Here is a 26,985-nt window from a genome sequence, read left to right on the forward strand (position 1 = left end):
GGGCGGCAACGCCCGGGCCTTTCTTTAGAGCATGTCGCGCAAAAGTGTGCAGCACGCTTTAAGCGGGCAGGGCGGATGGGGAAGAGCCGTCTTCGCTGCGCTTCATTTGGGGATAGATGATGAAGTCTCTCGGCAATATCCGGCGTTCCTTTGCTCCCTGGACGGATCCTTCTGAAAAGCCGTTCATTTCCTTCAATAATGTCACTAAGAAATTCGGCGATTTCACCGCCGTCGACGATCTCTCGCTCAATATCTACACCCGCGAATTCTTCGCACTTCTCGGCGCCTCCGGCTGTGGCAAGTCCACGCTTCTGCGCATGCTCGCCGGCTTCGAGCAGCCGACCTCGGGCGAAATTGTCCTCGACGGCCAGAACCTTGCCGGCACGCCGCCCTATCGCCGCCCCGTCAACATGATGTTCCAGTCCTACGCGCTCTTTCCGCATATGACGGTCGAAAAGAACATCGCCTTCGGCCTGCGACAGGACGGCATGCCGAAGAACGAAATCGCCGAGCGCGTCGCGCAGATGCTGAAGCTCGTGAAGCTGGAGCAGTTCGCCAAGCGCAAGCCCAATCAGCTTTCCGGCGGCCAGCGTCAGCGCGTGGCTCTCGCCCGCTCGCTTGCCAAGCGCCCCAAGGTGCTTTTGCTCGACGAGCCGCTCGGCGCGCTCGACAAGAAGCTGCGCGAGGAAACCCAGTTCGAGCTTATGGACCTTCAGCAGAGCCTCGGCCTCACCTTCGTCGTCGTCACCCACGACCAGGAAGAGGCGATGACCATGGCCGACCGCATCGCCGTCATGAGCCACGGCAAGGTGGTACAGGTGGCAACGCCGGCCGAGGTTTACGAGGCCCCGAACTGCCGCTTCGTTGCTGACTTCATCGGCGACGTGAACATCTTCGACGGAAATGTCACGACAGCCGCATCAGGCATCGTCGAGATCGCGGTGGACAACGGCTTCACGATAAGGACCGCGACGACCGAAAGCCCGGCCGCAAGCAGCCGCGCTGGTTTTGCCGTCCGCCCGGAAAAGCTGCGCGTCAGCAGGAATGCGCCAGCCAACGCCTCCACCAACGCGACCGAAGGCGAAATTTGGGACATCGGCTATCTCGGCGACATGACTGTCTTCCACGTCAGGCTGAAGAACGGCCAGGTGGTGAAGGCCTCCTCGCTGAACGCCGTGCGAGCGGTCGAGGAACCCTTCGGCTACGACCAGCAGGTCTGGGTATCCTTCGACGAGAATGCCGGCGTGCTCTTGAAGGATTGAGATGATGAAATCGATCGGTTCGTCATTCACCCAGCGCCTCGTCATCATCATCCCCTTTGCCTGGTTGCTGCTCTTCTTCCTCGCGCCCTTCTTCATCGTCTTCCGCATTTCGCTGTCAACGACTGAAGTCGCAGTGCCGCCCTATACGCCGGCCTTCTACCTCGCCGACGGCATCAGCGGTCTGTGGGACAAGTTCCAGCAGCTAAGCTTCGACAATTACACCTGGCTTGCGGGTGATCCGCTCTATTTCAATGCCTATCTCCAGAGCCTGAAGATCGCCGGCATCTCGACCCTGCTCACGCTTCTGGTCGCCTATCCCATCGCCTACGGCATGGCGCAAGCGCCGCGCTCTATTCGCCCGACGCTGCTGATGCTCGTCATCCTTCCCTTCTGGACGAGCTTCCTCATCCGCGTCTATTCCTGGATGGCGATCCTGAGCACGACCGGGCTTCTGAACCAGTTGCTGCTCTATCTCGGCATCATCCATCAGCCGCTTGTGATCCTGAATACCAACACGGCCGTGTATATCGGCATGGTCTATTCCTATCTGCCTTTCATGGTGCTGCCGCTCTATTCCTCGCTGGAAAAGATGGACGGCACGCTGATCGAGGCGGCGCAGGATCTCGGCTGTCCGCCGATCACGGCCTTCTGGCGGGTGACCTTCCCGCTGTCGATCCCCGGCGTCATCGCCGGCTGCATGCTGGTCTTCATTCCTGCCGTCGGCGAATTCGTCATCCCCGATCTGCTCGGTGGTTCCGAAACCCTCATGATCGGCAAGACGCTCTGGTCGGAATTCTACGGCAACCACGACTGGCCGGTGGCATCGGCGGTCGCGACCATCCTGCTTCTGGTCCTCGTCATCCCGATTGTGTTTTTCCAGAACGCGCAGGCCAAGGCCGACGAGGCGGGGAGATAGACGATGCTCAAATGGTCCCGCTTCAACATCGTTTCGGTCACGCTCGGCCTTGCTTTCCTCTATCTGCCGATCCTGCTGCTCGTGATCTACTCCTTCAATGCGTCCAGGCTCGTTACCGTTTGGGCCGGCTTTTCGACGCAGTGGTACGGCCGCCTCCTGCAGAACACCGACATGCTCGACGCGGCCTGGCTGACGGTGCGCATCGCCCTTCTCTCGGCAACGCTTGCCACCGTTCTCGGCACTCTCGCGGCGCTGACGCTGGTGCGTTACACGCGGTTCCGCGGACGCATCCTGTTTTCAGGCATGGTCTATGCGCCGCTGGTCATGCCTGACGTCATCACCGGCCTGTCGCTGCTTCTGCTCTTCGTGACGGCTGGCGTCGAACGCGGCTTCTGGACGATCACGCTAGCGCATACGACGCTGACCATGTGCTTTGTCGCCATTGTCGTGCAGTCGCGGCTGCTGAGCTTCGATCGCTCGATCGAGGAGGCGGCACTCGATCTCGGTGCGACCCCGGTTCGCACCTTCTTCGAGGTGACGCTGCCGATCATCGCACCCGCTGTCTTTTCCGGCTGGGTGCTGGCGTTGACCCTGTCGCTCGACGATCTGGTCATTGCAAGCTTTGCATCCGGGGCCGGTGCCAAGACCCTGCCGATGCTGATCTACAGCCAGGTGAAGCTCGGCGTGACGCCCGAGATCAATGCAATTTGCACCATTCTCGTCGGCATCGTAGCGATCGGCGTCATCTGCGCGTCAGTCGTGACCAAGCGCCGCGAGGTGCAGCGCCAGCGCGATGAGCAGGCGGCTGCTGCAGGCCGCTGAAGCGGCATTGAAAAAGCAAAAAGGTTAGAGATTGCCGGCGCTTCAGGGGGAAAGCGCCGGAGTTCTATTGGGCCGGAGGCTTCTGCAGAAGGGCGGTGACGGGCGAGGCGACAGGATCGGGCCAGGTGCCGCCGAGGAAGAACGGCAGCATCGGCAGATCAGCTGCATTTGCTGGATCGGTCGCTGCAAGGGTCCCGGAAAGCGCCAGGCCATTGCTGCGGTAGGGTATCAAGCCGTTCAGCGTTATCGTCTCGTTGCGTCCGACGATCTTGAGATCGCGAACATCTGCCGATCCCTTGGCAACCGTTGCGTTGGCGCTGATGCTGTCGAAATCAAAGGCGGTATCGGCGACATCGCTCATTCGGAAGAATGTCTTCTGGGTTGCGAGCGCCCGGAAGGCCGAGATGTTGAACTGACGGAAGGAACCGGCCTTGCCCCGGAAGTGCAGCGTGCCTGTTACGTCGGAAAGATTGGCGGCCCAGATTGGCTTTGACGTTGCGAGCGACAGATCGAGCGAGCCAGTTGCAAGAGGCAGCGGGCCCGGCAGTTTCAGCCGGCTGATCAATCCGCCGAAATCGGCATCGCGGATGGAAATCTGCAGCTTGCCGCCACCGTCGAAATCGCGCTCCATCACTTCGAGATGCGCGGTCAGGTCGCCGCCCTCGAAAGAGCTGTCGCCGATATCGAATTTGGCTGTACCGCCGGCAACGAGCAGGCTTGCGCCGATGTCGTCGAACCGGAACGGACCGAGCGCGGCATTTTTTGCCGACAGCCTGACATCCATGTCCAGGCGCTGCAGGGGATTGCCGTTGAGCAACGCGTCGATTGCCGTATCCGCCGCAAGCCGCATCGAAAAGGCTGCCAGGAACGGATTGAGGTTCATCTGGTCGAAGGCGAGCGTGCCGGAGATTTTCGGCTTGCCGGCGGCCGTGTAGCCGAAATCCATGATGCCTGTTGCGGCCGCGTCATTGACCTTGAAGCTGAGGTCGTTGAAGCGCAGGCCGCTGGAGACTGTGGAGATATTGGCGTTGAGCGAGACGCTCTTCAGCGTGTCGCCGCCCGGCAAATGCTCGCCGCTCCAGACCAGGAATGACGGCACGTCTGGAATGGCAAGATCAAGGTTGCCTGCGAGAGCCGAAAAATTGGAGATATTGGTAGTTCCGGTGAAGCTGCCCCTGATCATGGGAGAGGTGAAGGTCGTCTTGGCGTCGACGTTCTTTCCGGCAAAGAAGAGCAGCGGCTGATCCGAATTGAAATCGACCTTGATGTCCTGACCGTTGAGACGGGCCAGTAGAACGGCGCTCATCGGACGGGAAAGGCGGGGCCAGGAAATATCCGCATTGATGCTGTCGAGCTTGTAGGTGTTGCCGCTGCGCTCGTCGGCCATCTGCAATATGCCGTCTTCGATGGTCAGCGTGCCGATCTTGGCGTCCTGGTCGGGCCTCATGCCCGGCGTAGTGGAAGAAGAACGTTCCGCCCGGTCGATCGCCTTGGCGAGAAGCCCCTCATTCGTCCAGTCGATCAGGCCGGCTTCGTCGCGGCGGATGTAGATGATCGGGCGGAGGAAATGAAATTCATGAAAATCTGCACGGCCCCTGATGGCGGCCCACAGCGAAAAATCGGCGGACAGGCTGTCGACATGACCGAGCACCTTGCCATCGGTGGTACGCTCGCGAATGGTCACCTGGTTGAGCGTGACACGCGGCGTCGGCCAAAAGTCGAGCGTCGGCGCGCCCTCGATCTCCGCCTTGTAGCCCGTCCACTTCGACAGCACGTCCTCGATGCCCGAACGCACGAGGCCGCTGGAAATCAGGAAGGGGGCCGTTGCCCGGAATACGGCAAAAACGATGACGATCGTGAGCACGACCGTGCCCGTCGTGCGCGCAACGGCAGGCAGCCATCGCCCCACAGACCTCATGGCAAGCCGCCATCTTCTATTTCTTGACGCCCTCATGATGCTGCGGAAACTTTCAAACAGTTGCGCATGATTTTGCCTGCGTTTGCCCGATATAGGAAATGCTTCTGATATGCAAATGCCGCTCGGCGAACATCGTTTTTATAGGCGATGCAGCATGATATAGAAGTCACGAAATGGAGGTGATGCAATGCAGAATGAAATACCGCTCTGGACGCCTTCCGAAGAGGCCCGCAGGCAAGCCCCGATGTATGCCTTCATGCAGGCCTGCAACGAGCGTTTCGGCTTGTCCCTGTCGGATTTCGCCGGCCTTCATGCCTGGTCGATCGAAGATCGGGAGAGCTTCTGGACGGCTGTCTGGGATTTCTGCGGCATCAAGGGAAACAGAGGCGAAAGAGCGCTCGTCGATGGCGACCGGATGCTGGACGCGCGCTTCTTTCCCGATGCCGAACTGAACTTCGCCGAGAATCTTCTGACTGAGAGCGGCGAGGGGGATGCGCTGATCTTCCGCGGTGAAGACAAGGTGCGCGACCGCTGGTCCTGGGATCGGCTGACGGCAACGGTCTCGCGGCTGCAGCAGGCCTATCGCGCGATCGGCATTCGCAAGGGTGATCGCATCGCTGCGATGATGCCGAACATGCCCGAAACCATCGCCTGCATGCTTGCAGCAGCCTCGATCGGTGCCATCTGGTCCTCCTGCTCGCCCGATTTCGGCGAACAGGGCGTTCTCGACCGCTTCGGCCAGATCGAGCCCAAGCTCTTCATCGCCTGCAGCGGATACTGGTATAATGGCAAGCTCCAGGAGGTGAGCGAGAAAGTCGCCGCCATCACCAGCCGCCTGAACACGCCTGCAGTCATCGTCCCCTATGCCGGCGATGCACCCTCCGTCGCAGCGGCAGTGCCGGGTTCGAAGACGCTTGATGCCTTCATCGCGCCGTTCCCGGCAAAGGCGGTGGAGTTCGTTCCGCTTCCCTTCGCACACCCGCTCTATATCCTGTTTTCCTCGGGCACGACCGGCATTCCCAAATGCATCGTCCACTCAGCCGGCGGAACGCTGCTGCAACTGGTCAAGGAGCTCCGTCTTCATTGCGGTGTGCGGCCCGGCGATAAGGTGTTCTATTTCACCACCTGCGGCTGGATGATGTGGAACTGGCTGGTGAACGGATTGGCGGCAGGTGCGACGCTTTGCCTCTATGACGGCTCGCCCTTCGCGCCCGATGGCAATGTCCTCTTCGACTATGCACAGGAAGAGAAGTTCGCGATCTTCGGCACCTCCGCAAAATATATCGATGCTGTCCGCAAGAGCGGCATCACGCCGATCAGCTCCCATGATCTCTCCAGCCTGCGGCTGATGACGTCGACCGGGTCGCCGCTGTCGCCAGAAGGCTTCACCTTCGTCTATGACGGAATCAAGAGCGATATCCAGCTTGCGTCCATCTCCGGCGGCACCGATATCGTCTCCTGCTTCGTGCTCGGCAATCCGCTGTCGCCGGTCTGGCGTGGTGAGATCCAGGGGCCGGGCCTTGGCCTTGCGGTCGATGTCTGGAACGAGGACGGCAAACCCGTTCGCGAGGAGAAGGGCGAACTGGTCTGCACCAGGGCATTTCCCTCAATGCCGGTCATGTTCTGGAACGACCCGGATCGCGTCAAATACCGCGCCGCCTATTTCGAGCGTTTCGACAACGTCTGGTGCCACGGCGATTTCGCCGAATGGACGGAGCATGGCGGCCTTATCATCCACGGCCGTTCCGACGCCACGCTCAATCCGGGCGGCGTGCGGATCGGTACAGCTGAGATCTATAATCAGGTCGAGCAAATGCCCGAGGTCGCGGAGGCGCTTTGCATCGGCCAGGATTGGGAAGATGATGTCCGCGTCGTCCTCTTCATCCGCCTCGCCTCAGGGGTGGAGCTGACGGAGGGCCTTGCCAAGGCAATCCGCAATCGCATTCGCTCCGGCGCCTCGCCGCGTCACGTGCCGGCAAAGATCATCGCCGTTGCCGACATTCCGCGCACCAAGTCGGGCAAGATCGTCGAACTCGCCGTACGCGAGGTCGTCCACGGCCGCCCTGTCAAGAACAGGGAAGCGCTCGCCAACCCGGATGCATTGCGCCTGTTCGACGGGCTCGAGGAATTGAAGAGCTGAGGAATCGGGGACCCGAAGGCCAGATTTAACAGGCAAAAGCTGGCCTTCCGATCTTAACCCCGCATTAAGAGGCGTGGGTCAAAGGTAAACCCAACTTGGGGCCGCCTCATGAGTTTGGCGGCAAGGAGCTTCCCCGCTCCCGAAACATGACGTTGATCGACTCGAGCTCTCGTTGAACAGCATCCACTCTCAAAGGCAGCCTCTGGCTGCCTTTTTTTCGTTGGGTGCAAGACAAAACCTAATTCGCCAGAACTCGCGGCGAGGGGAAGGTGATTTCCACCAGCGTGCCTTCGTTCGGCGCGGAGTTGATCGAGAAGATCGCGCGGTTGGCGTCGACCATGGCCTTGGTGAGAGGCAGGCCGAGGCCGGTGCCGTCGCCGCGCTGGCGGGAATTGGTCGAGACCTGCCGGAAGGGCTTCATCGCCTGCTCCAGCTCCGTTCGGGTCATGCCGACGCCGGTGTCGCGAATGCGCATGACGACGGTGCCTGACGGCTCGTATGAGGTGGAGACGACGATCTGGCCGCCTGAAGGCGTGAACCGGATCGCGTTCGACAGGATGTTGAGGGCGATCTGCTTGATCGAGCGCAGGTCTGCGACCACGTTCGGCACCGATTGCGACAGCGCGGTGCGGATGATGACCCTCTGGCTGTTGGCCTGCGGCTGCACCAGCGAGACGGCCTCCGAGATCGCCTCGTTGAGGCCGACGGCGCCGAATTCGAGGTCCATCTCGCCAGCCTCGATCTTGGAAATGTCGAGCAGGTCGTTGACGATATCGAGCACATGCCGGCCGGAACGGCCGATGTCATTGGCATATTCGATATAGCGCGAATGACCGATCGGGCCGAAGCGCTCGCCGGCCATCATGTCGGAGAAGCCGATGATCGCGTTGAGCGGCGTGCGAATCTCGTGGCTGACGCGCGCGAGGAAATCGCTCTTGTGGGCATTGGCGGTCTCGGCGGCGCGCTTGGCGTTGCGGAGTTCTTCTTCCGTGCGCTTCCATTGCGTGATGTCGCGGATGACGGCGCAGTAGCCGTTCGACGAGGTGAGCCGGCCCATGGTCATGAACAGCGGCACGAAGCCGCCCGACGCCTCGCGGCCGATGACCTCGCGGCCGTCGTTCAGCACGCTCGCGACGCCATGGCCGGAAAGCCCGCTCAGATAGTCCAGCACCGCCTTCTGGCTCTCATGCGCAAACAGCATGACGAAGGGCTTTCCGCGCGTTTCCTGGTCGTCATAATTGAACAGCGCGCTTGCCGAGCGGTTCATCGAACGCATCTCGCCTTCCGGCCCGATGATGACCACGCCGTCGGTTGCCGTTTCCAGGATCGATTGAAGTTCCTCGACCTCGACCTGCAGCTTGGCGACCTTTTCCAGCATGCGTTCGGGGCGGGCCTCTTCCCTGATATCTGCGTGCTGTTCGTCGCGGGCCTCGTCCTTTTCAACAGGCATCAGCGCCAGCATCAGGGCGCTGCCGTCTTCCCAGCGGATCGACTGCAGCCGCGCGGTGACCGGGATCAGAGCATCGTCGGCACGCACCACCATCATCGTGCCCGGCCGCTCGGTCTTGCCCTCGAGGTCATGGCGCTGCAGCAGCGCATCAAGACCGCCCACGCGTTCGATATCGGCAAGCGATTCGTAGCCCGTCAGGCGCAACAGTTCGGGGTTGGCGTGCATCAGCTTGTCGCCGGCATGGACCAGAAGCGCCACCGGCATCTGGTCGACAGTGTCGGCGGAAAGTCCGCTCGTCATCTTCACGCGCGGCGGAATAGCCGTGCTTAGCACGTCGAGCGGATTGAAATCCTCTTCCGGTTCGCTGGCAGCCAGCGGCGGACGCTCTTCACCCTCTTCGCCTGCAACCAGTTCCTGATTGTCATTGTCGCTTTCGACGGCCACGGCCACGGATTCCGGCGCGGCAACCGATTGCTCCTGTTCGGCTGCAGTCTCAGCCTCAGCCATGCTCTCGCTCTTGCGGGGAGCTTCCGTTTGTGCCTCTTGGTCTGCCGGGATGTTCTGCCTTCCGGCATCACCAGCAAGGGCCTCATCAGCGATATTCGCTGCGGGTTCGGCTTCCGCCGCCTCCGTCGCCTGCTCGATCGGCGGCTCGCTGCGCTGGCCGAATGGCTGAAGCTGGCGTGCGATCTCGTTGAAAGCGGCCTGTTCGCTTGCGGACAGACCATCGCGGATATTCAGGCGGTGCTCATGCAGCCGTACGATCTTGTCCGAAAGACGCCTGTTCGGCGAATCGGAGATCTTCAGCGCAGGGGGTTCCGACAACGGTGGGAATTCAAGCTCGGGATTGTCGGTCTCAAGCTCCTCGGCGGCAGCGTGGTCCGCTATTTCCTCATCCTGATGCGTCTCTATCTGCTCGGACTCGGACTCAGACTCGGCTTCGCTTTGCGCCACATCAATTCCGTGGCCAGCGACATGCTCCACTGCTTCATGAGACCCATCCGTCTCCGGCTCAATTGCGCTTGGGACCGACACGGCCTCATTCTCGGACGGCACTTCAGCGTCCGACGGCATTTCCTCGGCTTGCTTCGCTTCATCGGAGGCCGGGGCCAGCGTCAGGCCAAGCTTCGACGGATCCTCGATCGCGTCGGAAAGGCGGACCACGCCAAAACCCCGGAAGCCGTCGAATTCGCGGCTGCGCGTATAGGTCGGCAGGGCGGCCAGATCGACGGGCACCATCAGGCTCGTCCCTTCGATCGGCCAGTAGATCGTGCGGCCGGACCACGTATCGCGCCGCGCCAGCAACTCGGCGATCTTTCCGTCCGGGTCGAGATTGAAGAGCGCTGCGATATCCGTGAAGGCGACGCCGGTTACATTGGTGGCATGCGGGCCTACGGCATCGGCAAATTCATGGGAGACTTCGCTGAAACGTCCCTCGGCATCGATCTTCCAGACGAAACGGGTGGCGCGACCATTCGGCTTGTAGGCAAAGGCCTGCGGTCCATCCGGTGCTGCCGTTATTTCCTGCTGCTTGGGCTCATTGGCAGCGGCTTCGATTGCCGCATGCTCAACGACGGGCTCTACCGGAGATGCGGCATGTGCGGTCTCGGCGACATGGCTTTCCTCGGGTCGCGTGGTCTCTTCAGCCGGCTCGCTCTGCTCGAAGAGCTGTTCGCTTACCGAAGCCGTATCGACGGCGGGCGCGGCGGGCTCAGCTTCTGGCAATGCCTCATCATGCGTTTCGGCGCGAGCATTGGTTTCGTCGAAGGCCGTTTGCGTCTGCTCGAGCTTGGGCTCTTCGGTCTCGCCAGATACGTCAGTCACCTCATACCGGCCGGCAGCCTCGATATCCTCCACCGTCGCGCCATCGACCACGGCGAGCGCGTCGACATCCTCGAGGCTTGCATCGGATTCATCCGGCGCCTCGGCGTCCAGCGCTACATCGTCCGCAGTCTCCTCGACATCCTCGATGTCGGCGACGGCGTCGAGGACATCGGCGAATTGGCCATCTGCCGCTCGCTCGGCTGGATGCGGCACCGTCTCCAGCGCTGGGACCCGCTGCTCGACGACCGGCATTGTTTCTTCAGTCGCATCCTCCAGGGCTGTTGCAGATTCAACGGCTGCGGCAGCGGTAACAGCTTGCGGCGCGCCTGCCTCTTCTTCCGGCTCGAAGTTCTCAACCGGATCGAGGTGGCCAATGACGGTTTCGACGACGAAGAGCAGGTTCAGCGCCGGAATTTCGGAAAGCTTGCCAAGCGCTGCCGGCAGGTAGCCCTGGCCGGTCGGGATAGGCCGTTTGATCAGCCGGTCTGGCTGGGCGCCGGCCATGTTGATCAGCATGCGCGCCGTCTGCGGCGTGATGTCGAGCGCCTTGAAATGGCTGGATGCGGCGATGACGTCGCCCTCGCGGCCGATCACGGCCATATGCGTATCGGCATCGTCAAAACCGTCGAGCATGCGCCGCGCGCTCTCGGCCGCCGAAAGCGGCTGGGTCGAGACCGGCGCGGAAAAGAGAACTGCATCCTCGCCGGACTGAACGCGGATCATTTCGACCGCGGCGTTGACCACGGTGCGCCGGAAGCCCGACGCCATGCGGATCAGGAAATTGCGGCTGTCGCCGACCGATGCCAGCTGATGCGCCGTCGCAGCGATCTGCCGGAAAGAGACGTCGCCTGGCCGCGCACCCTGCTCGAGAAAATCATAGATGGCGGAATAGCCGAACAGACCGGCGCCCGCGCCATTGGCCCAGAGCACCCGGTCCAATCCGGTCGAGAACAGGACCATCGCCTCGCCGCGTGCAAAGCGCTCCCGCACGCGCGGATGGACGGCGATATCGATGAACGGATACTGGATTGCGGGCATTTTCCAACCTGCTGCTCGGGCTTCAAGGCCTTCCTTCAATTAACGTTTCATTAATAACGGCGCCCCCGTTTGAGGTCCAGCGAGGCGCCCGGCTTTCGGACGGAAAGGTTAACGCGTTGTGCGTCGCACAAAAAATGTTGCAATGCACAACGAGCTGCATTATATGACGTTTATCGAATTCATCATCGGGTGCCTCTGGAGAGGGCCCGCCAACAGGAGCGCTTACGCATGGCTACCGTAAAGAAAGATGACGTTTTTTCAATCTCCTCCTTCGACCCTTCGAAGTTCCAGGAAACCCTGCGCGATTTCGCTGAAAAGGGCGCTTTCCAGTCCAAGGAAGCCTTTGCCAAGATGAAGGTCGCTGCAGAAGATGCAAGCAAGACCGTCGAGGCTACGATGCAGAGCGCACAGGCCGGCACCGTCGAACTCGGTCTCAAGGCGATCGACGCCCTGCGCACCAATGCTGAAAACTCCTTCGCGCACATGGAAGCGCTGCTTGGCGTCAAGTCGGTTGCCGAATTCGTCGAGCTCCAGACCTCCTTCATCCGCAAGCAGGCTGAAGTGACCGTCGAGCAGGCCAAGGCCATGCAGGAAGCCTCCAAGAAGGTTGTCGAGACCGTTGCAAAGCCGGCCAAGACCGCCGCTGAAAAGGCCATGTCCTCCTTCAAGGCTGCCTGAATTAAATAGCCTCCCAAGGCAAAAGGCTGGACTTCATGTCCGGCCTTTTTCTATATTATGCCAGATAGGACTTGAAATAATTTCGAAGTCCTCGTATTGGGACCCCGTCGCGCCAAGGCGACGATTTGTGCGGTTGTAGCTCAGTTGGTTAGAGCGCAGGTTTGTGGCACCTGAGGTCGGAGGTTCGAGACCCCCCAACCGTACCATTCCACTAAAATCCTTATTCTCCCCGGTGATTCCCATCACCCATCATGTTCCATGGAACCCATCATGGTTGGCCTCCGTTCTCCCTAAACAAGCGGAGATGCGAGCATGACGAAATCCCTTCTTTACGGCGCGACCAAAGTGGACGAGACGAGCGGAGCCTATGCGCCTGTTGCAAGCCTTGATCAGTTCCAGTGGAAGAACCGGGTTCTCATTGTCTTTTCCGATGAGAACAATGCGCGCGCTGCCCGTCAGGAAAACCTGCTTCTGGCTCAGAGAAACGACCTCGAAGAGCGGGACATGATCATTCTGCGCCTGCGTGGCGACGCCGTTTCGTTTCTCTTTGGGTCCGGTCAGGATATTGACGGTCAAGCGATCCGCAGGGATCTCGACAGGCCGGAGGATGGCGAATTTGCCATGGTGCTGATCGGCAAGGACGGCACGGTGAAACTCAGGGCGGCCGAGCCTGTTGTCGCAGACGAACTCTTCGCCATCATCGACAGCATGCCCGTTCGCGCTGCCGAACCCGGCCCGCAGACGCAGCAATAGCGGCCATCCGCTGCTGAGACGAAAGCCCAGCCAAGACGCGAGACAGAGAAAGGAGTTTGGTCATGTCCGTACCGACCGAACCTATCCCCGATCAGCCGCCAATGCCGGGACCCGGCTGGAAGCCGACGCCGCCGATCAAGGAGCCGGAGCCCGATACGCTTCCGGACGAAGTGCCCTTGCCCAATCCTGACGAGAATGACGAACCGCCGAAGCATGCGATCGGAGGCAACTTCCGCCTACAGGAATATCTGCCGCTCCCCACCCACCAGCTCCTGTAGGAAATCGACGACGGTGCGCACGCGCACGAGGTCGCGGGCGCTTTCGTGATAGGTCGTCCAATAGGCGCGGCGGATTGAAATGTCGGGCAGAATGCGGACGAGTTCCGGATATTGCCGGGCGATGTAGTCGTGCAGGATGCCGATGCCGGCGCCGGAACGGACGGCTTCCGTCTGGCCGATCGCCGTCGATATCTCGAAGGCGGCATCCCAGCTGCGCATCACTTCGCCGGTGAAATCCAGCGAGGCGGTAAAGATCAGGTCTTCGACATAGCCGATGCGCGGATGCGCCTTCAGCGCGTCCACGGTTTCAGGCGCGCTCGCTCTGTCGAGATAGCTCCGCGACGCATAGAGTCCGAGCGTATAGTCGGTGAGCTTCGAGGAAATAAGCCGGCCCTTCTCTGGTCGCTCCAGCGTGATGGCGATATCGGCCTCGCGCTGCGACAGCGAGAAGGAGCGGGGGACCGGCACCAGCTGGATGCGCAGTTCCGGATGGCGCTCGATCAGCCTCCCCATTCGCGGCGCAAGAAAGGAGACGCCGAAGCCGTCGGGCGCTCCGATGCGGACCGTGCCGGCGATTGCAGTGTCGGTCCGGCCCAGTTTGGTTTGGGCCGCAAGCATTTCGGTTTCCATGCGTTCCGCCGAGACGAGAAAGCTTCCCCCTTCCTCGGTCAGTTCACAGCCATTGGTGCGCCGGATGAAGAGCCGGGTCTTCAGCGCCTCCTCCAACGAGGTCAGCCGTCGCGAAAGCGTGGCATGGTTCAGGCCCAGCCGCTTGGAAGCGGCCAGAAGCTGCCCTGTCCGGGCAACGGCGAGGAAGATGCGAACGTCGTCCCAATTCATGGCTTGCCGCGCATAATGATCGGCTCGACGTCGATCAGCATCAGCGATACCACCATATCGGCGGTCTGCTGCTTGTATTTCAAGAAATGTGGCGTCTTCAGATGCGCCTCGTAAGCCTCCTGGCTGGCATAGACTTCGAGGATACGGATCTGGTGCGGCTTGTCCTTGATGGTGACCGCGTTCAGCGAAAGGACGCCCTCTTCGAGCCGGATCGACGCCTCGATTTCCTCGGCCAGCAACGCGCGATAGGCATCGAGCCGCGCCGGATCGATTTCCAGCTCCGCCATTCTGACAATATGCTTTTCGCTCATCGCTCTCAGATCCCTTTGTCCGCCTCCGACACCTTGTCCCGCCGCTTTGCTGCGCCAAGTCTCGCATAACGGCTGAAGAGACAGCCGGTGCGATGGAACTGCAATTTCTGCACAACGGTTGCTTATATCAGCGCATTGATTTGTGCAAATTGAAGTGCAATTGTTGACCATCCAATAATCAGGAGGAGAACATCCATGCGTGAGATCGGCCATTTCATCGGCGGCAAACAGGTCGCCGGCAAGAGCGGACGCGTCAGCAACGTCTACAATCCCGCAACGGGCGAAGTGCAGGCGACTGTCGCGCTTGCGGGCGTTGAAGAGATCCGCGCAGCGGTCGAAAACGCCAAGGCGGCGCAGCCGAAATGGGCAGCAACCAACCCGCAGCGCCGCGCCCGCGTCTTCTTCAAGTTCGTCGAATTGCTGAACCAGCATATGGATGAGTTGGCCACTTTGCTCTCCAGCGAGCATGGCAAGACCGTCGAGGATTCCAAGGGTGACCTCATCCGCGGCCTCGAAGTCTGCGAATTTGTCTGCGGCATCCCGCATCTGCAGAAGGGCGAGTTCACCGAGGGCGCAGGTCCGGCGATCGACATGTATTCGATCCGCCAGCCCGTCGGCATCGGCGCCGGCATCACCCCGTTCAATTTCCCGGCCATGATCCCGATGTGGATGTTTGCGCCGGCGATCGCCTGCGGCAATGCCTTCATCCTCAAGCCTTCCGAGCGCGATCCTTCCGTGCCGATCCGCTTGGCCGAGCTGATGATCGAGGCCGGCCTGCCTGAAGGCATCCTCAACGTCGTCAACGGCGACAAGGCATCCGTCGATGCGATCCTGACCGATCCGGATATCGGCGCCGTCACCTTCGTCGGCTCGACGCCGATCGCCCGCTATGTCTATGGCACCGCCGCCATGAACGGCAAGCGCGCCCAGTGCTTCGGCGGCGCAAAGAACCACATGATCATCATGCCCGACGCCGACATGGACCAGGCCGTCAATGCGCTGATGGGCGCCGGCTATGGCTCTGCCGGCGAACGCTGCATGGCGATCTCGGTTGCCGTTCCGGTCGGCGAGGAAACCGCCGATCGTCTGGTCGAAAAGCTGACGCCGAAGATCGAATCGCTCCGCATCGGCCCCTATACGGACGAAAAGGCCGACATGGGACCGCTGGTCACTAAGGACGCTTATAACAGGGTCAACGGCCTGATCGATCGTGGCGTTGAGCAGGGCGCCAAGCTCGTCGTCGACGGCCGCGGCTTCAAGCTCCAGGGTTACGAGGACGGCTATTTCGTCGGCGGCACCCTGTTCGACCACGTTACGCCCGACATGGATATCTACAAGACCGAAATCTTCGGGCCTGTCCTCTCGGTCGTTCGCGCCAAGAACTATGAAGAAGCCCTCGACCTGCCGATGAAGCATGAATACGGCAATGGCGTTGCGATCTACACCCGCGATGGCGATGCAGCCCGCGACTTCGCCTCGCGCATCAACATCGGCATGATCGGCGTCAACGTCCCGATCCCGGTTCCGCTGGCCTACCACTCTTTCGGCGGCTGGAAGGCATCGAGCTTCGGCGACCTGAACCAGCACGGTACCGACTCGATCAAGTTCTGGACCAGGACCAAGACGATCACCGCCCGCTGGCCGTCAGGCATCAAGGACGGCGCTGAATTCGTCATGCCGACCATGAAGTAAGGTCCGGGTTCAGCCCGGATTTTCCTGCCGCCATTTCCCTCGTGGATTGGCGGCAGTTTTGTTTCTGCAACCAAGTCCGATTTTCTCTTGCCGCATCAGCGGGGATGATTTAGAACAAAACATGAACTAAATTCGGGCCTGCTGAAGCAATCGCTTGGTCGAGCCCGTGAACGGAACCAACACCTTACTGCGCAATTTCACGGAATACAGCGCAGCGATGGAGAGCTCCATGGTCACGTACCAGATCGACTATCTCGAATTTCCGTCATCGGATGGGCTGAAGACCCGGCGCTTCTTCGAGGAAGCCTTCGAATGGAGCTTCGTCAGCTACGGGCCGACCTATCATGCCATCGAGGCGGCTGGCATAGACGCCGGCATCCAGGGCGATGCTGCGGAAGCCACAGCCGCACCCTTGCCTGTCGTGCGTACCACCGATCTGGAAGCGGCCCTGCGCACGGTCGAGCTGGCAGGCGGCGTCGTCACCCGCGCGCCCTTCAACTTCCCCGGCGGCCGCCGCTTTCATTTCCGCGAACCCGGCGGAATGGAGATGGCGGTCTGGGTTTCGGCTTGACGCTCGTCCGCGTGCCGGCTGCCTTGGCGTCATCCAAGCAGATGGAACGATGCCAGGACTTGCGGCAGCTCGTCGGGAAATAGAGTAGTTTGGCTTTCCGCAGATCGCCAGAATCCAAATTCGCCATTGCCCTCGAGGTCGGGAAAGATATCGTGGGCGTAAAGGCTGTTTTCAGCGAAGCGGCATTCTACGAGCAGGGCTATCTCATGCCGGTGCCTGTTTTCGGAAACGAAGATTGATTGCATGGCCGTCAGCAATCGTTGCGGAACGATCTCGACGCCGATCTCTTCCATGACTTCTCGCCGGACCGCCATTTCCGCAGTTTCACCAAATGCGATGCCACCGCCGAACGGCCGGTTATAGGTGAGGTCCCGTGTCCGGTCTCGCCCTTCGAAGACCAGCAGCCGTTTCGTCGACGGGTGGATGATGCAGGCGAGCGCAATTGCGCGGATCGCTTGTTCCATGGCCTGTTCTCCGTCCCCGATTGCAGAACGCATCGGGTATCACGGTCCTGTTAACGTGACTATGAATTTCATCTTTTGGAATTGTTCAAAACTACGAAAGGCACTATATACCATCCAGAAGGCTGTGATTCAGGAGATCGGCATGCGTTTGACGAAGCAGACCAACTATGCGGTGCGCATGCTGATGTATTGTGCGGCCAATGACGGTCATCTGAGCCGTATTCCGGAAATCGCAAGAGCTTACGGCGTCTCCGAACTGTTCCTCTTCAAGATTCTCCAGCCGTTGACCAAGGCCGGTCTCGTTGAAACCGTGCGCGGCCGCAATGGTGGCGTGCGTCTTGCCAAGTCGGCGGAGAAGATCAGCCTTTTCGATGTCGTGCGTGTGACCGAGGACAGCTTCGCCATGGCGGAATGTTTCGAGGATGGCGCCGTCGAATGCCCGCTGGTCGATAGCTGCGGCCTGAATTCGGCATTGCGCAAGGCGCTGAACGCTTTCTTCGATGTGCTGACCGAGTACTCGATCGATGATCTCGTTAAGGCGCGCCCGCAGATCAATTTCCTACTTGGCCTTACCGATCTCGACCACAAGGTTGTAGCCAAGAAGGCTGTCATCGCTGCACCGGCAGCGTGAAGTTCAAAGTTTCAATTCAACGAGAAGGCGGTCGTATCCACGGCCGCCTTTTTTTTACGCGGACTACGGGGGTGCGTCGCATTCACTTCATAAGGCGTCGGAAATATGACAGAATTGTTCCGAATCCGTCGATTTTGCTCATTTTTTAATCCGATTATTTCCTATCCAAGACGATTTTTGATTGAAAATTTCCAAACTGGACCAACCGGAAAAATTTTCGAAACGGCGTGTTGCTTTCACACTTCAAATATCGTTCCATCTGCCGTCGATCGGGGCAGGGGTGCCTGGATCCTCGACTTCAGAAGAAGAACAACCTGGGAAACGATACAATGAAAAAGTTCTCTGTCCTGATGGCAGCGACCGTCTTGGCTTCGGTCATGGCGACGTCCGCCTGGTCCAAAACGCTCGTCTATTGCTCTGAGGATTCTCCGGAAGGTTTCGATCCCGGCATCTACACCGCAGGCACGACGTTTGATGCGTCTTCGCGCACCGTCTATAGCCGCCTCGTCGAATTCAAGCATGGCAGCACCGAAGTCGAGCCTGGCCTTGCCGAGAGCTGGAAGGTTTCCGACGATGGCAAGGAATACACCTTCAAGCTCCGCAAGGGTGTGAAGTTCCAGACTACCGATTTCTTTACGCCGACGCGCGATCTCAATGCCGACGATGTTGTCTTTTCCTTTGAGCGCCAGCTTAAGGCAGACAGCCCGTGGGCAAAGTACATCTCTGGCGTATCCTACGAATATGCCGCCGGCATGGGTTTCCCGACGCTCATCAAGTCGGTTGAAAAGGTTGACGATCTGACCGTCAAGTTCACCCTCAACCACCCTGAAGCGCCGTTCATCGCCGACCTCGCCATGGACTTCGCCTCAATCATGTCGAAGGAATATGCCGACAAGCTTCAGGCCGACGGCAAGATGGAGCAGCTGAACCAGCAGCCGCTCGGCACCGGCCCCTTCACCTTCGTTGCCTACCAGCCGGATGCCGTCATCCGCTACAAGGCCAACGAAACCTACTTCAAGGGTAAGGAAAAGATCGACGATCTCGTCTTCGCGATCACCAAGGATGCATCCGTCCGCGCTCAGAAGCTGAAGTCGGGCGAATGCCAGATCATGCCTTACCCGAACGCTGCCGACATCAAGGACCTCAAGGCCGACAAGAGCCTCAAGGTTCTGGAGCAGCCAGGCCTGAACGTCGCCTACCTCGCCTACAACACGCTGGTTGCTCCGTTCGACAAGCCGGAAGTGCGCAAGGCGCTCAACATGGCGATTAACAAGCAGGCGATCGTCGATGCCGTCTTCCAGGGCTCCGCACAGGTTGCAACCAACCCGATCCCGCCGACCATGTGGTCCTACAACAAGAACATCAAGGACGATAAGTACGATCCGGATGCAGCCAAGAAGATGCTGGCCGATGCTGGCGTCAAGGATCTCAGCATGAAGATCTGGGCGATGCCGGTTTCGCGTCCCTACATGCTGAACGCTCGTCGCGCTGCTGAACTGATGCAGGCAGACCTTGCCAAGATCGGCGTCAAGGTTGAGATCGTGACTTATGACTGGGCTCAGTACCTGAAGCTCTCCTCCGCCAAGGACCGCGACGGTGCGGCAATCCTCGGCTGGACCGGCGATAACGGCGACCCGGACAACTTCCTTGACACCTTGCTCGGCTGCGATGCCGTCGGCGGCAACAACCGCGCTCAGTGGTGCAACAAGGACTTCGACGCCCTGACGAAGAAGGCGAAGCAGACGGCTGACATTGCGGAGCGCACCAAGCTCTACGAACAGGCGCAGGAAGTCTTCAAGAAGGAAGCTCCCTGGGCAACGCTCGACCATTCGACCGAGTTCGTTCCGATGAGCGCCAAGGTCTCCGGCTTTGTACAGGATCCGGTCGGTGTTCACCGCTTCGACGGCGTCGATATCGCCGAATAAGCAACATTATGTAAGAATGCCCGGTGAAGCCGGGCTAGCCGGCGGTCAGGATCAGTCCTGACCGCCGGAAAAATATTGGACAACTACCATGTTGCGATTTCTTCTGGGCCGTCTTGCGGTCCTGATCCCGACATTCCTCGGTGTATCGATCATCGCCTTTTCCTTCATTCGCCTGCTGCCCGGCGATCCGGTCATGCTGATGTCCGGCGAGCGCGTGATGGCGCCGGAGCGTCATGCGCAGATCATGCACGATCTCGGTTACGACCGCCCCATCGTGATGCAATATCTCGGCTATTTGAACGACATCGTGCACGGCAACCTCGGCCTGTCGCTCTTCACGAAAAAGCCGGTTCTGACCGAATTCCTGACCTTCTTTCCGGCCACGCTTGAGCTGTCGCTCTGCGCTATCATCCTGGCGATCTGTCTTGGCATTCCAGCCGGTGTCATTGCCGCCGTCAAGCGCGGCACCTGGTTCGACCAGGGCATCATGGGCGTGGCGCTGGTCGGCTATTCCATGCCGATTTTCTGGTGGGGCCTGCTCCTCATCATCGTCTTCAACGGTTGGCTGCACTGGACGCCGGTGTCGGGCCGCATTTCGCTGATGTATTTCTTCAAGCCCGTTACAGGTTTCATGCTCATCGACAGTCTCCTGTCCGGGCAGAAGGGCGCTTTTGCCTCGGCTTTGAATTCGCTGATCCTGCCGACCGTCGTGCTTGGTACCATTCCACTTGCGGTCATCGCGCGCCAGACGCGCTCGGCCATGCTGGAAATCCTTGGCGAGGATTATGTGCGCACCGCCCGATCCAAGGGCCTGACTCCAACGCGCGTCATTAGCGTCCATGCGTTGCGCAACGCCATGATCCCGGTCGTAACGACGATTGGCTTGCAGGTCGGCGTGCTCCTCGGCGGCGCCATCCTGACTGAGAGTATCTTCTCTTGGCCGGGCGTCGGAAAATGGATGATCGACGCTGTCTTCAAGCGCGACTACCCGGTCGTCCAGGGCGGGCTCCTCCTGATCGCTGGCATCGTTATGCTGGTCAATTTGATCGTGGACTTGCTCTACGGCTTCATCAATCCACGTATTCGTCACTAAGGAGCGGCTCATGAGTGTGGCAAGCGCCAAATCTGATCGACCCTCCGCAGCGGCGGAGTTCTGGTATTATTTCTCGCGTAACAAGGGCGCCGTCATCGGGTTGGCGATCTTCCTGTTTGTCTTCCTGTTGGCTGTTTTCGCCGGCGTCGTTGCTCCGCATGATCCGAACCTGCCCTATGGCAGTGAATTGCAGCGTCTCCCACCCGCCTGGGCGGCCGGGGGCAACGATTCCTTCCTGCTCGGCACTGATGCGAACGGTCGCGACCTCCTGTCGCGCCTGATCTACGGCACGCGTTTCTCGCTGTTCATCGGCCTCGTCGTCGCCTCGCTGTCGGCTTTGGCAGGCGTGCTGATCGGTCTCATCGCGGGTTATGTCCGCGGCCGCACCGATACGATCATCATGCGCCTGATGGACATCATTCTCGCCGTTCCGTCGCTGCTGCTGGCGCTGGTGCTGGTCGCGATCCTCGGTCCGGGCCTGACGAATGCGATGATTGCGATCTCGATCGTCAACCAGCCGCATTTCGTGCGCCTGACCCGCGCATCCGTCATGTCCGAACGCGAGAAGGAATATGTCGTCGCCTCTCGCGTTTCCGGTGCCGGTCCTTTGCGGCTAATGTTCAAGACGATCCTGCCGAACTGTCTCGGGCCGCTGATCGTCCAGGCGACGCTGTCCTTCTCTGCGGCGATCCTCGACGCCGCCGCCCTCGGTTTCCTTGGCCAGGGCGCCCAGCCGCCGACGCCGGAATGGGGCACGATGCTGGCGGATTCGCGTGAATTCCTCCAGAGCAACCCATGGCTCGTCACTTTCCCCGGTCTCTGCATCCTGATCACGGTTCTCGCCATCAATCTGATGGGCGACGGCCTGCGCGATGCGCTCGACCCGAAGCTGAAGAGGTCTTAAATGCCGCTTCTCAATATTGAAAATCTCACCGTCGAATTCCAGACTGCGTCCGGCCTGTTCCGTGCCGTCGATGGTGTCTCGCTCACCTGCGACAAGGGTGAAATCCTCTCCATCGTCGGCGAATCCGGCTCGGGCAAGTCCGTCTCCATGCTCGCCATGATGGGCCTTCTGCCCTGGACGGCTAAGATCACTGCGGACCGCATGTCGTTCGATGGCCAGGACCTGCGTGGCATTTCCGGCCGCCAGCGCCGCAAGATCATCGGCAAGGACATGGCGATGATCTTCCAGGAGCCGATGTCGAGCCTCAATCCATGCTTCACGGTCGGCTTCCAGCTCGGCGAGACCCTGCGCGTGCACATGGGCATGGGCCGCAAGGAGCGCCGTGATCGCTCGATCGAGCTTCTGAACCTCGTCGGCATCCCGGCACCGGAAGATCGCCTGTCGAACTTCCCGCACCAGATGTCGGGCGGCATGAGCCAGCGCGTGATGATCGCCATGGCGCTCGCCTGCAATCCCAAGCTTCTGATCGCCGACGAGCCGACGACGGCCCTCGACGTGACAATCCAGGCGCAGATCCTCGACCTCCTGGTGCGCCTGCAGCAGGAACAGGGCATGGCCCTTGTCCTCATCACCCATGACATGGGTGTCGTCGCGGAGACCGCCGAGCGCGTCCAAGTGCAGTATGCCGGCCAGAAGGTCGAGGAGCAGCCGGTCAAGGACCTGTTCCGCAACCCGCATCACCCCTATACGGCGGCCCTGCTTTCGGCCCTGCCGGAGCGTGCCGAGGTCGGCCAGCGCCTGCCGTCGATCGCAGGCGTCGTTCCCGGGCAGCATGACCGCCCAACCGGCTGTCTCTTCGCACCGCGCTGCTCCTTCGCGACGCCCGAATGCGATCGCGGCGTCAAGCGCCAGGGGCCGGAACTCGGCCGGACGCTTTGCAACTATCCACTTGAAGGCGGCAAGCCGGTCGGCCATCCCGGCCTTGTCGCGACCGAATCCGCAGGAGGCCTCGCATGACGGGTGCTGTTCTCGAAGGGCGCGATCTCGCCCGCTACTACACAGTCCGCCGCGGCATGTTCAAGCCGGAGGCCACGGTTAAGGCGCTGAACGGCGTCAGCTTCAGCCTTCAGTCTGGAAAGACGCTGGCCGTCGTCGGCGAATCCGGTTGCGGTAAGTCGACGCTCGCCCGCCTCGTCACCATGATCGAGGATCCGACTGCAGGCGAATTGCTGATCGACGGCAAGCCTGCGCATGTCGGTGACCGCAGCCTGCGCAGCCAGGTGCAGATCGTGTTCCAGAACCCTTACGGCTCGCTCAATCCGCGCCAGAAGGTTGGCTCTATCCTCGAGGAGCCGTTGAAAATCAACACCGATCTCGATGCTCGAGAGCGCCGCCGCAAGGCCGAGGAAATGATGGCGCGCGTCGGTCTCAGGCCCGAGCATTACGACCGCTATCCGCACATGTTCTCCGGCGGCCAGCGCCAGCGCATTGCGATCGCCCGTGCTTTGATGCTGCGGCCGAAGGTGCTGGTTCTCGACGAGCCGGTGTCCGCGCTCGACCTGTCGATCCAGGCGCAGGTGCTGAACCTCTTGATGGATTTGCAGAAGGAGATGGGCCTTGCCTATCTCTTCATCTCGCATGGCCTTTCCGTCGTCCATCACATCGCCGACGATATCATGGTCATGTATCTTGGCCGCCCGGTGGAAGTCGGCCCCGCGGCAGAAGTTTTCGCAAAGCCGCGCCATCCTTACACGGCGGCGCTGCTGTCGGCGACCCCGATTGCCGATCCCGAACGTGAGAAGAACCGTATCCGTCTACAGGGGGAGTTGCCGTCGCCGCTAAACCCGCCTACCGGTTGCCACTTCAATCCGCGTTGCTGGAAAGCTCAGGATCGTTGCCGTAACGTAACGCCCGAGCTCGGTGGAGAAGGCAAGCATGAGTATGCCTGCCATTTCCCGCTCGACTGACGACGTGGCATAGAAGGAGAAGGGTATGCAGGACCGACGGAAGAAGCCGCCCGCGATCATCGTCATGGGTGTCAGCGGCAGCGGAAAATCGTCCGTAGGTCAGGCGCTGGCAACCCGCCTCGGCCTCTCCTATGTCGAGGGCGACAGCCTGCATCCGGCCGCCAATGTCGAGAAGATGAGCAAGGGCATTCCGTTGACCGATGAGGACCGGATGCCCTGGCTCGACCTGATCGGTGAGAGGCTGCATGCAAGGACGACCCGCCGCGAGGGCGTCGTCGTCACATGCTCCGCCCTGAAGCTGTCCTACCGCGACCGGCTGCGCGCTGCCGCCGGCGGCCACCTCTATTTCGTCTATCTTGAAGGTTCGAAGGAGTTGCTGACGAAGCGCATGGGCGAGCGAAAAGGCCACTTCATGCCGGCCGCGCTGTTGGAAAGCCAGCTGAGCACGCTCGAAGTCCCGACCGGCGAACCCGGCGTGGTCACCGTTGGTATAGACAACACGGTCCACGGCATCGTCGATGCCGCAGTCGAGGAGCTTGCCGCGATTAGATAGCTTTTAGACTCCGAAACGCTGCGGTGAATAGGCCGAGATGTCGATGAACGGCGTCTCGCCGGTCATGAGTTCGGCCAGCGCACGGCCGGTGACGGGGCCGAGCGTCAGGCCATGATGGGCGTGACCGAAGGCGAACCACAATCCGTTATGTCGCGGTGCCTTGCCGATGATCGGCATCATATCAGGAGTGCAGGGGCGGGCGCCCATCCAGGGTTCCGGATCAAGCCTTTCGCCGATCGGGAATATCGTGCGGGCAACGGCTTCCGCGCGGTCGAGCTGGACCGGCGTCTTCGGCGCATCGCGGGATGCGAATTCCGCACCGGTCGTCAGCCGAATGCCCTGGTTCATCGGCGCCAGGAAATAGCCGCGCTCGGCATCCAGCGTCCAGTTGTTGAGGATGGCATTGCCCTGCGTCGAATAATGCATGTGGTAGCCGCGCTTGACGCCGAGCGGGAAGGCATAGCCGAGCCGCTGCGTCGCGATATCCGCCCACGGACCGAGCGCCATGACCGCATCATCGGCCGCGATGGAGCCTTCCGACGTCATCACCTTCCAGCCCGAACCCGACTGGCCGAGTGAGGCGGCATCGCCGGTAACGAAACGTCCGCCGAGGCTTTCGAAATAGCTGCGGTAGGCGGCGATCAGCGCATGCGGATCGAGCACCGACCATGGATCGGTCCATCTGATACCGCCGACGAAGCTTTCCGTGATGTTCGGCTCCATGCGGGCGATATCGGACGCACTGAGCGCCTCATAGGAGACCTCGAATTCCTTTTGCCACTTCGAAGCTTCAGCAAGCTCCGCGTCCCGCCTGGCCGCCGTGCGGAAAACCTTCATCCAGCCATCCTTGCGGATCAACGCTTCGGCATGCGAGGCCTCGATGAGATCCTTGTGCTCCAGGATCGAATTCTCGATCAGCGGCGCATAGGCCCTGGCGATCATCTCGTGCCGCTTGGCATTCGAATGCCACCAGTAGCGCGCAAGGAACGCAAGCTGGCTCGGCAGCGCCCGCAGATGGTAGTGGGCATCGATGCGATTGTTCAGCGCATAGCGCAGCAATATGCCGATCTGCTGCGGAAAGCCGTAGGGCACCACGCCTTCGCGCTGGATGAGGCCGGCATTACCGAAGGAGGTTTCCTTGCCGGGAGCCTTCCGGTCGATGAGTATTACCTGACGTCCGCGCCGCTGGAGATGGATGGCGGTCGACACGCCGACAATGCCGGCGCCAAGCACGATTGCGTCTTTTGTCATGAACCCTGCGATCTACTGCATTCATTCCCCAGCAATTCCAGCAAAAGTGTAACGCGGCTTTGCGTCCGGAATTGCGCTAAATCGAAGAGATGAAAATGCCTGCCGAATTGCTGCGACGCAACGGGGTAAACAAAATTCTTTCAAGCCTGAAGCATCGCCTTCGACAACGCCGCGTTCTCCGCCCGGATTCGGACTGTGAGGATCACGCCATTGAGGATTGAGAAAGCCAAGGCGTAGAGGGGCAGGCCGAAGGCAAGCGGCAGCGCCGCAATCTCGCCGATGACGATCGCATAGTTGGGATGCCGCAATATCCTGTAGGGCCCCGAGCGCACCAGCGGAGCATTTGGCAGCACGATGATCCGCGTCGTCCAGCGCTCCTTCAAGGTGACGAGCACCCAGATGCGCAGCAGTTGCAGGAGCATGAAGACGGCGAACCAGAGAAGATCGATCGACCGATCCGGAGCCAGCAGCCATAATCCGGCGAGCCAGACGGTATGCAGCATCACCATGTAAGGATAATGCTCGGCAGCGACCTCCCTGGCACCGCGGGAAAGCAGTGCCAGCGTATTGCGGCGGGCATAGAGGAGTTCGCCAAGCCGCTGCAGCGTGACGAAGAGCAGGAGCGCGACCGAGGGCCACATCATGCCAGTGCCTTCAACGTGACGCAGCTTGCCGCAAAGCCCGGGCCCATCGCGATCATCGCGGAACGCTTTGGCAGGCCGGCGATGATCGCCCGCTCCAGTACGAAAAGAACCGTGGGCGACGACATGTTGCCATAGTCGCTCAGCACGTCGCGTTCATGGTCCAGCGACCCCGGTTCTAACGAAAGCGAGCTCTCGATCGCCGTCAGCACCTTGGCGCCGCCGGGATGACAGATGAAGCGATCGATATCCGCCATTTTGAGATCCGAACGCGCGAGAATCCCGGCGATCGCCTCTCCGAGATACTTCTCGGCAAAGGGCGGCAGCGACTGCTCCAGGATGATGCCGAAGCCGATGTCGTCGATCTTCCAGCCCATGATACCGAGCGTATTCGGAAACAGATGTTCGCCGGTCGATTCCACTTCCGCCAATCCGCCTTCACCGGCTCTGAGGATGCAGGCACCGGCGCCGTCGCCGAAGAGCGCCGTCGCGATGATGTTCGGGCGGGTCAGTTCATCGAGCCGGAATGCGAGCGAGCAAAGCTCGATGGAAACAAAGAGAACCGTGGCGCCTGGCCGGCCTTTCGCCATCCGAGTCGCGATACCGAAGCCGGAAACACCCGCCGCACAGCCGAGGCCAAAAATCGGCACGCGCTCAATATCGCTACGGAAGCCCATTTCGGCGGCAAACCGTGCTTCCAGGCTCGGCGTCGCAAAACCGGTCGACGAGACGGTGACGATGCAATCTATATCCTGAGGCTTCAATCCGGCGCGATAAAGGGCCTTGTTCGTCACCTCGACGAACAGCTGCCCGGCGACCTCGGTGTAAGCCTCCATGCGGTCATGCCATGCATGCGGTTGTTCGAACCACGAGAGCGGCCGCGCTGTGTGGCGCTTATAGATACCCGCATTTCCAAAAACACGTGCCAGATGTCCGAAGTCGCTGAAGCGGCTGGAGAAAAGCCTGGCGGCGGTTTCGGCCGCGTCCGATTGGTAGATGACATGCTCCGGAGCGGCGACAGCCAGGCTCAGTAGCTTTACGGAATCGATCAATGTGTGTTTCT

At 60.6% G+C, this 26,985-nt stretch carries 24 protein-coding genes and 1 tRNA gene; 17 read left to right on the forward strand and 8 right to left on the reverse strand.

Annotated features, from left to right (window positions below):
* The first annotated feature begins 119 nt into the window (after positions 1-119).
* From DTW90_RS09220 to DTW90_RS09230, 3 genes are read left to right on the forward strand one after another with little or no spacing between them, the layout of a single operon-like run.
* Positions 120-1,262: an ABC transporter ATP-binding protein gene (locus DTW90_RS09220; protein WP_149338410.1), complete on the forward strand. Its 1,143-nt coding sequence runs from the start codon at positions 120-122 to the stop codon at positions 1,260-1,262.
* Between the two features lie 4 nt (positions 1,263-1,266).
* Positions 1,267-2,178 carry an ABC transporter permease subunit gene (locus DTW90_RS09225; protein ID WP_132521664.1) on the forward strand — a complete coding sequence of 304 codons (912 nt, stop codon included), beginning with the start codon at positions 1,267-1,269 and terminating at the stop codon, positions 2,176-2,178.
* Between the two features lie 3 nt (positions 2,179-2,181).
* Positions 2,182-3,000 carry an ABC transporter permease subunit gene (locus DTW90_RS09230; protein ID WP_132521276.1) on the forward strand — a complete coding sequence of 273 codons (819 nt, stop codon included), beginning with the start codon at positions 2,182-2,184 and terminating at the stop codon, positions 2,998-3,000.
* A 64-nt stretch (positions 3,001-3,064) separates the two neighbouring features.
* Here DTW90_RS09230 and DTW90_RS09235 read toward each other — a convergent pair whose 3' ends face one another.
* Positions 3,065-4,954, reverse strand: coding sequence for an AsmA-like C-terminal region-containing protein (locus tag DTW90_RS09235; RefSeq protein WP_149337808.1), 1,890 nt, complete (start codon positions 4,952-4,954; stop codon positions 3,065-3,067).
* Positions 4,955-5,105: 151 nt separating this feature from the next.
* Here DTW90_RS09235 and DTW90_RS09240 point away from each other — a divergent pair, with 151 nt between their 5' ends.
* Complete coding sequence (locus tag DTW90_RS09240; RefSeq protein ID WP_149337810.1) at positions 5,106-7,058, forward strand: acetoacetate--CoA ligase; 1,953 nt, start codon at positions 5,106-5,108, stop codon at positions 7,056-7,058.
* A gap of 238 nt (positions 7,059-7,296) precedes the next feature.
* Here the strand turns inward: DTW90_RS09240 and DTW90_RS09245 are convergent, their stop codons facing one another.
* Positions 7,297-11,370: an ATP-binding protein gene (locus tag DTW90_RS09245; protein WP_149337811.1), complete on the reverse strand. Its 4,074-nt coding sequence runs from the start codon at positions 11,368-11,370 to the stop codon at positions 7,297-7,299.
* A gap of 228 nt (positions 11,371-11,598) precedes the next feature.
* On the opposite strand from DTW90_RS09245, the gene DTW90_RS09250 reads away from it, so the two are divergent.
* The 4 genes from DTW90_RS09250 (at position 11,599) to DTW90_RS09265 (ending at position 13,079) form a co-directional block, all read left to right on the forward strand.
* Positions 11,599-12,048, forward strand: a complete 450-nt coding sequence (locus tag DTW90_RS09250; protein WP_132521284.1) for a phasin — start codon at positions 11,599-11,601, stop codon at positions 12,046-12,048.
* A gap of 129 nt (positions 12,049-12,177) precedes the next feature.
* Positions 12,178-12,254 (forward strand) — tRNA-His (locus DTW90_RS09255).
* A 106-nt stretch (positions 12,255-12,360) separates the two neighbouring features.
* On the forward strand, positions 12,361-12,801 hold the full coding sequence (locus DTW90_RS09260) for a DUF4174 domain-containing protein (protein ID WP_149337812.1): 441 nt from the start codon (positions 12,361-12,363) through the stop codon (positions 12,799-12,801).
* A 62-nt stretch (positions 12,802-12,863) separates the two neighbouring features.
* A complete protein-coding gene (locus DTW90_RS09265; protein ID WP_149337814.1) occupies positions 12,864-13,079 on the forward strand; it encodes a hypothetical protein in 216 nt (71 codons plus the stop codon).
* Here the strand turns inward: DTW90_RS09265 and DTW90_RS09270 are convergent.
* Positions 13,038-13,919: a LysR family transcriptional regulator gene (locus tag DTW90_RS09270; protein WP_149337816.1), complete on the reverse strand. Its 882-nt coding sequence runs from the start codon at positions 13,917-13,919 to the stop codon at positions 13,038-13,040. The genes DTW90_RS09265 and DTW90_RS09270 overlap by 42 nt on opposite strands.
* Positions 13,916-14,230: a putative quinol monooxygenase gene (locus DTW90_RS09275; protein ID WP_149337818.1), complete on the reverse strand. Its 315-nt coding sequence runs from the start codon at positions 14,228-14,230 to the stop codon at positions 13,916-13,918. Before DTW90_RS09275 ends, DTW90_RS09270 begins: the two co-directional genes overlap by 4 nt.
* Positions 14,231-14,425: 195 nt before the next feature.
* On the opposite strand from DTW90_RS09275, the gene DTW90_RS09280 reads away from it, so the two are divergent.
* Together DTW90_RS09280 and DTW90_RS09285 are read left to right on the forward strand one after the other, a co-directional pair.
* Positions 14,426-15,922, forward strand: a complete 1,497-nt coding sequence (locus DTW90_RS09280) for a CoA-acylating methylmalonate-semialdehyde dehydrogenase (RefSeq protein ID WP_149337820.1) — start codon at positions 14,426-14,428, stop codon at positions 15,920-15,922.
* A 229-nt stretch (positions 15,923-16,151) separates the two neighbouring features.
* Entirely contained in the window at positions 16,152-16,493 is a 342-nt protein-coding gene (locus DTW90_RS09285) for a VOC family protein (protein WP_132521296.1), read from the forward strand.
* A 29-nt stretch (positions 16,494-16,522) separates the two neighbouring features.
* Here DTW90_RS09285 and DTW90_RS09290 read toward each other — a convergent pair whose 3' ends face one another.
* Positions 16,523-16,957, reverse strand: a complete 435-nt coding sequence (locus DTW90_RS09290; protein WP_188079912.1) for an NUDIX domain-containing protein — start codon at positions 16,955-16,957, stop codon at positions 16,523-16,525.
* 142 nt (positions 16,958-17,099) lie between these two features.
* Between DTW90_RS09290 and rirA the strand changes: the two genes are divergently transcribed.
* From rirA to DTW90_RS09325, 7 genes are all read left to right on the forward strand, one after another.
* Positions 17,100-17,588, forward strand: coding sequence for an iron-responsive transcriptional regulator RirA (rirA, locus tag DTW90_RS09295; RefSeq protein WP_132521300.1), 489 nt, complete (start codon positions 17,100-17,102; stop codon positions 17,586-17,588).
* Positions 17,589-17,917: 329 nt separating this feature from the next.
* The gene (locus tag DTW90_RS09300; RefSeq protein WP_132521302.1) at positions 17,918-19,513 is read left to right on the forward strand and encodes an ABC transporter substrate-binding protein; all 1,596 of its coding nucleotides are present in this window, start codon (positions 17,918-17,920) and stop codon (positions 19,511-19,513) included.
* 88 nt (positions 19,514-19,601) lie between these two features.
* Positions 19,602-20,606, forward strand: a complete 1,005-nt coding sequence (locus tag DTW90_RS09305; RefSeq protein WP_132521304.1) for an ABC transporter permease subunit — start codon at positions 19,602-19,604, stop codon at positions 20,604-20,606.
* A gap of 10 nt (positions 20,607-20,616) precedes the next feature.
* The gene (locus DTW90_RS09310) at positions 20,617-21,510 is read left to right on the forward strand and encodes an ABC transporter permease subunit (protein ID WP_149337824.1); all 894 of its coding nucleotides are present in this window, start codon (positions 20,617-20,619) and stop codon (positions 21,508-21,510) included.
* The gene (locus DTW90_RS09315; protein ID WP_132521308.1) at positions 21,511-22,527 is read left to right on the forward strand and encodes an ABC transporter ATP-binding protein; all 1,017 of its coding nucleotides are present in this window, start codon (positions 21,511-21,513) and stop codon (positions 22,525-22,527) included.
* Positions 22,524-23,477, forward strand: a complete 954-nt coding sequence (locus tag DTW90_RS09320; RefSeq protein WP_149337826.1) for a peptide ABC transporter ATP-binding protein — start codon at positions 22,524-22,526, stop codon at positions 23,475-23,477. Before DTW90_RS09315 ends, DTW90_RS09320 begins: the two co-directional genes overlap by 4 nt.
* Before the next feature lie 25 nt (positions 23,478-23,502).
* The gene (locus tag DTW90_RS09325) at positions 23,503-24,030 is read left to right on the forward strand and encodes a gluconokinase (protein WP_149337828.1); all 528 of its coding nucleotides are present in this window, start codon (positions 23,503-23,505) and stop codon (positions 24,028-24,030) included.
* 3 nt (positions 24,031-24,033) lie between these two features.
* Here DTW90_RS09325 and DTW90_RS09330 read toward each other — a convergent pair whose 3' ends face one another.
* The 3 genes from DTW90_RS09330 to DTW90_RS09340 form a co-directional block, all read right to left on the reverse strand.
* Positions 24,034-25,281, reverse strand: a complete 1,248-nt coding sequence (locus DTW90_RS09330; protein ID WP_132521314.1) for an FAD-binding oxidoreductase — start codon at positions 25,279-25,281, stop codon at positions 24,034-24,036.
* A 140-nt stretch (positions 25,282-25,421) separates the two neighbouring features.
* Complete coding sequence (locus tag DTW90_RS09335; protein ID WP_149337830.1) at positions 25,422-25,925, reverse strand: isoprenylcysteine carboxylmethyltransferase family protein; 504 nt, start codon at positions 25,923-25,925, stop codon at positions 25,422-25,424.
* A complete protein-coding gene (locus tag DTW90_RS09340) occupies positions 25,922-26,974 on the reverse strand; it encodes a type III polyketide synthase (RefSeq protein WP_149337832.1) in 1,053 nt (350 codons plus the stop codon). The genes DTW90_RS09335 and DTW90_RS09340 overlap by 4 nt, the downstream gene beginning before the upstream one ends.
* Positions 26,975-26,985: the final 11 nt, after the last annotated feature.

Source organism: Neorhizobium sp. P12A (genome assembly GCF_008365395.1).
Lineage (GTDB): Bacteria > Pseudomonadota > Alphaproteobacteria > Rhizobiales > Rhizobiaceae > Rhizobium.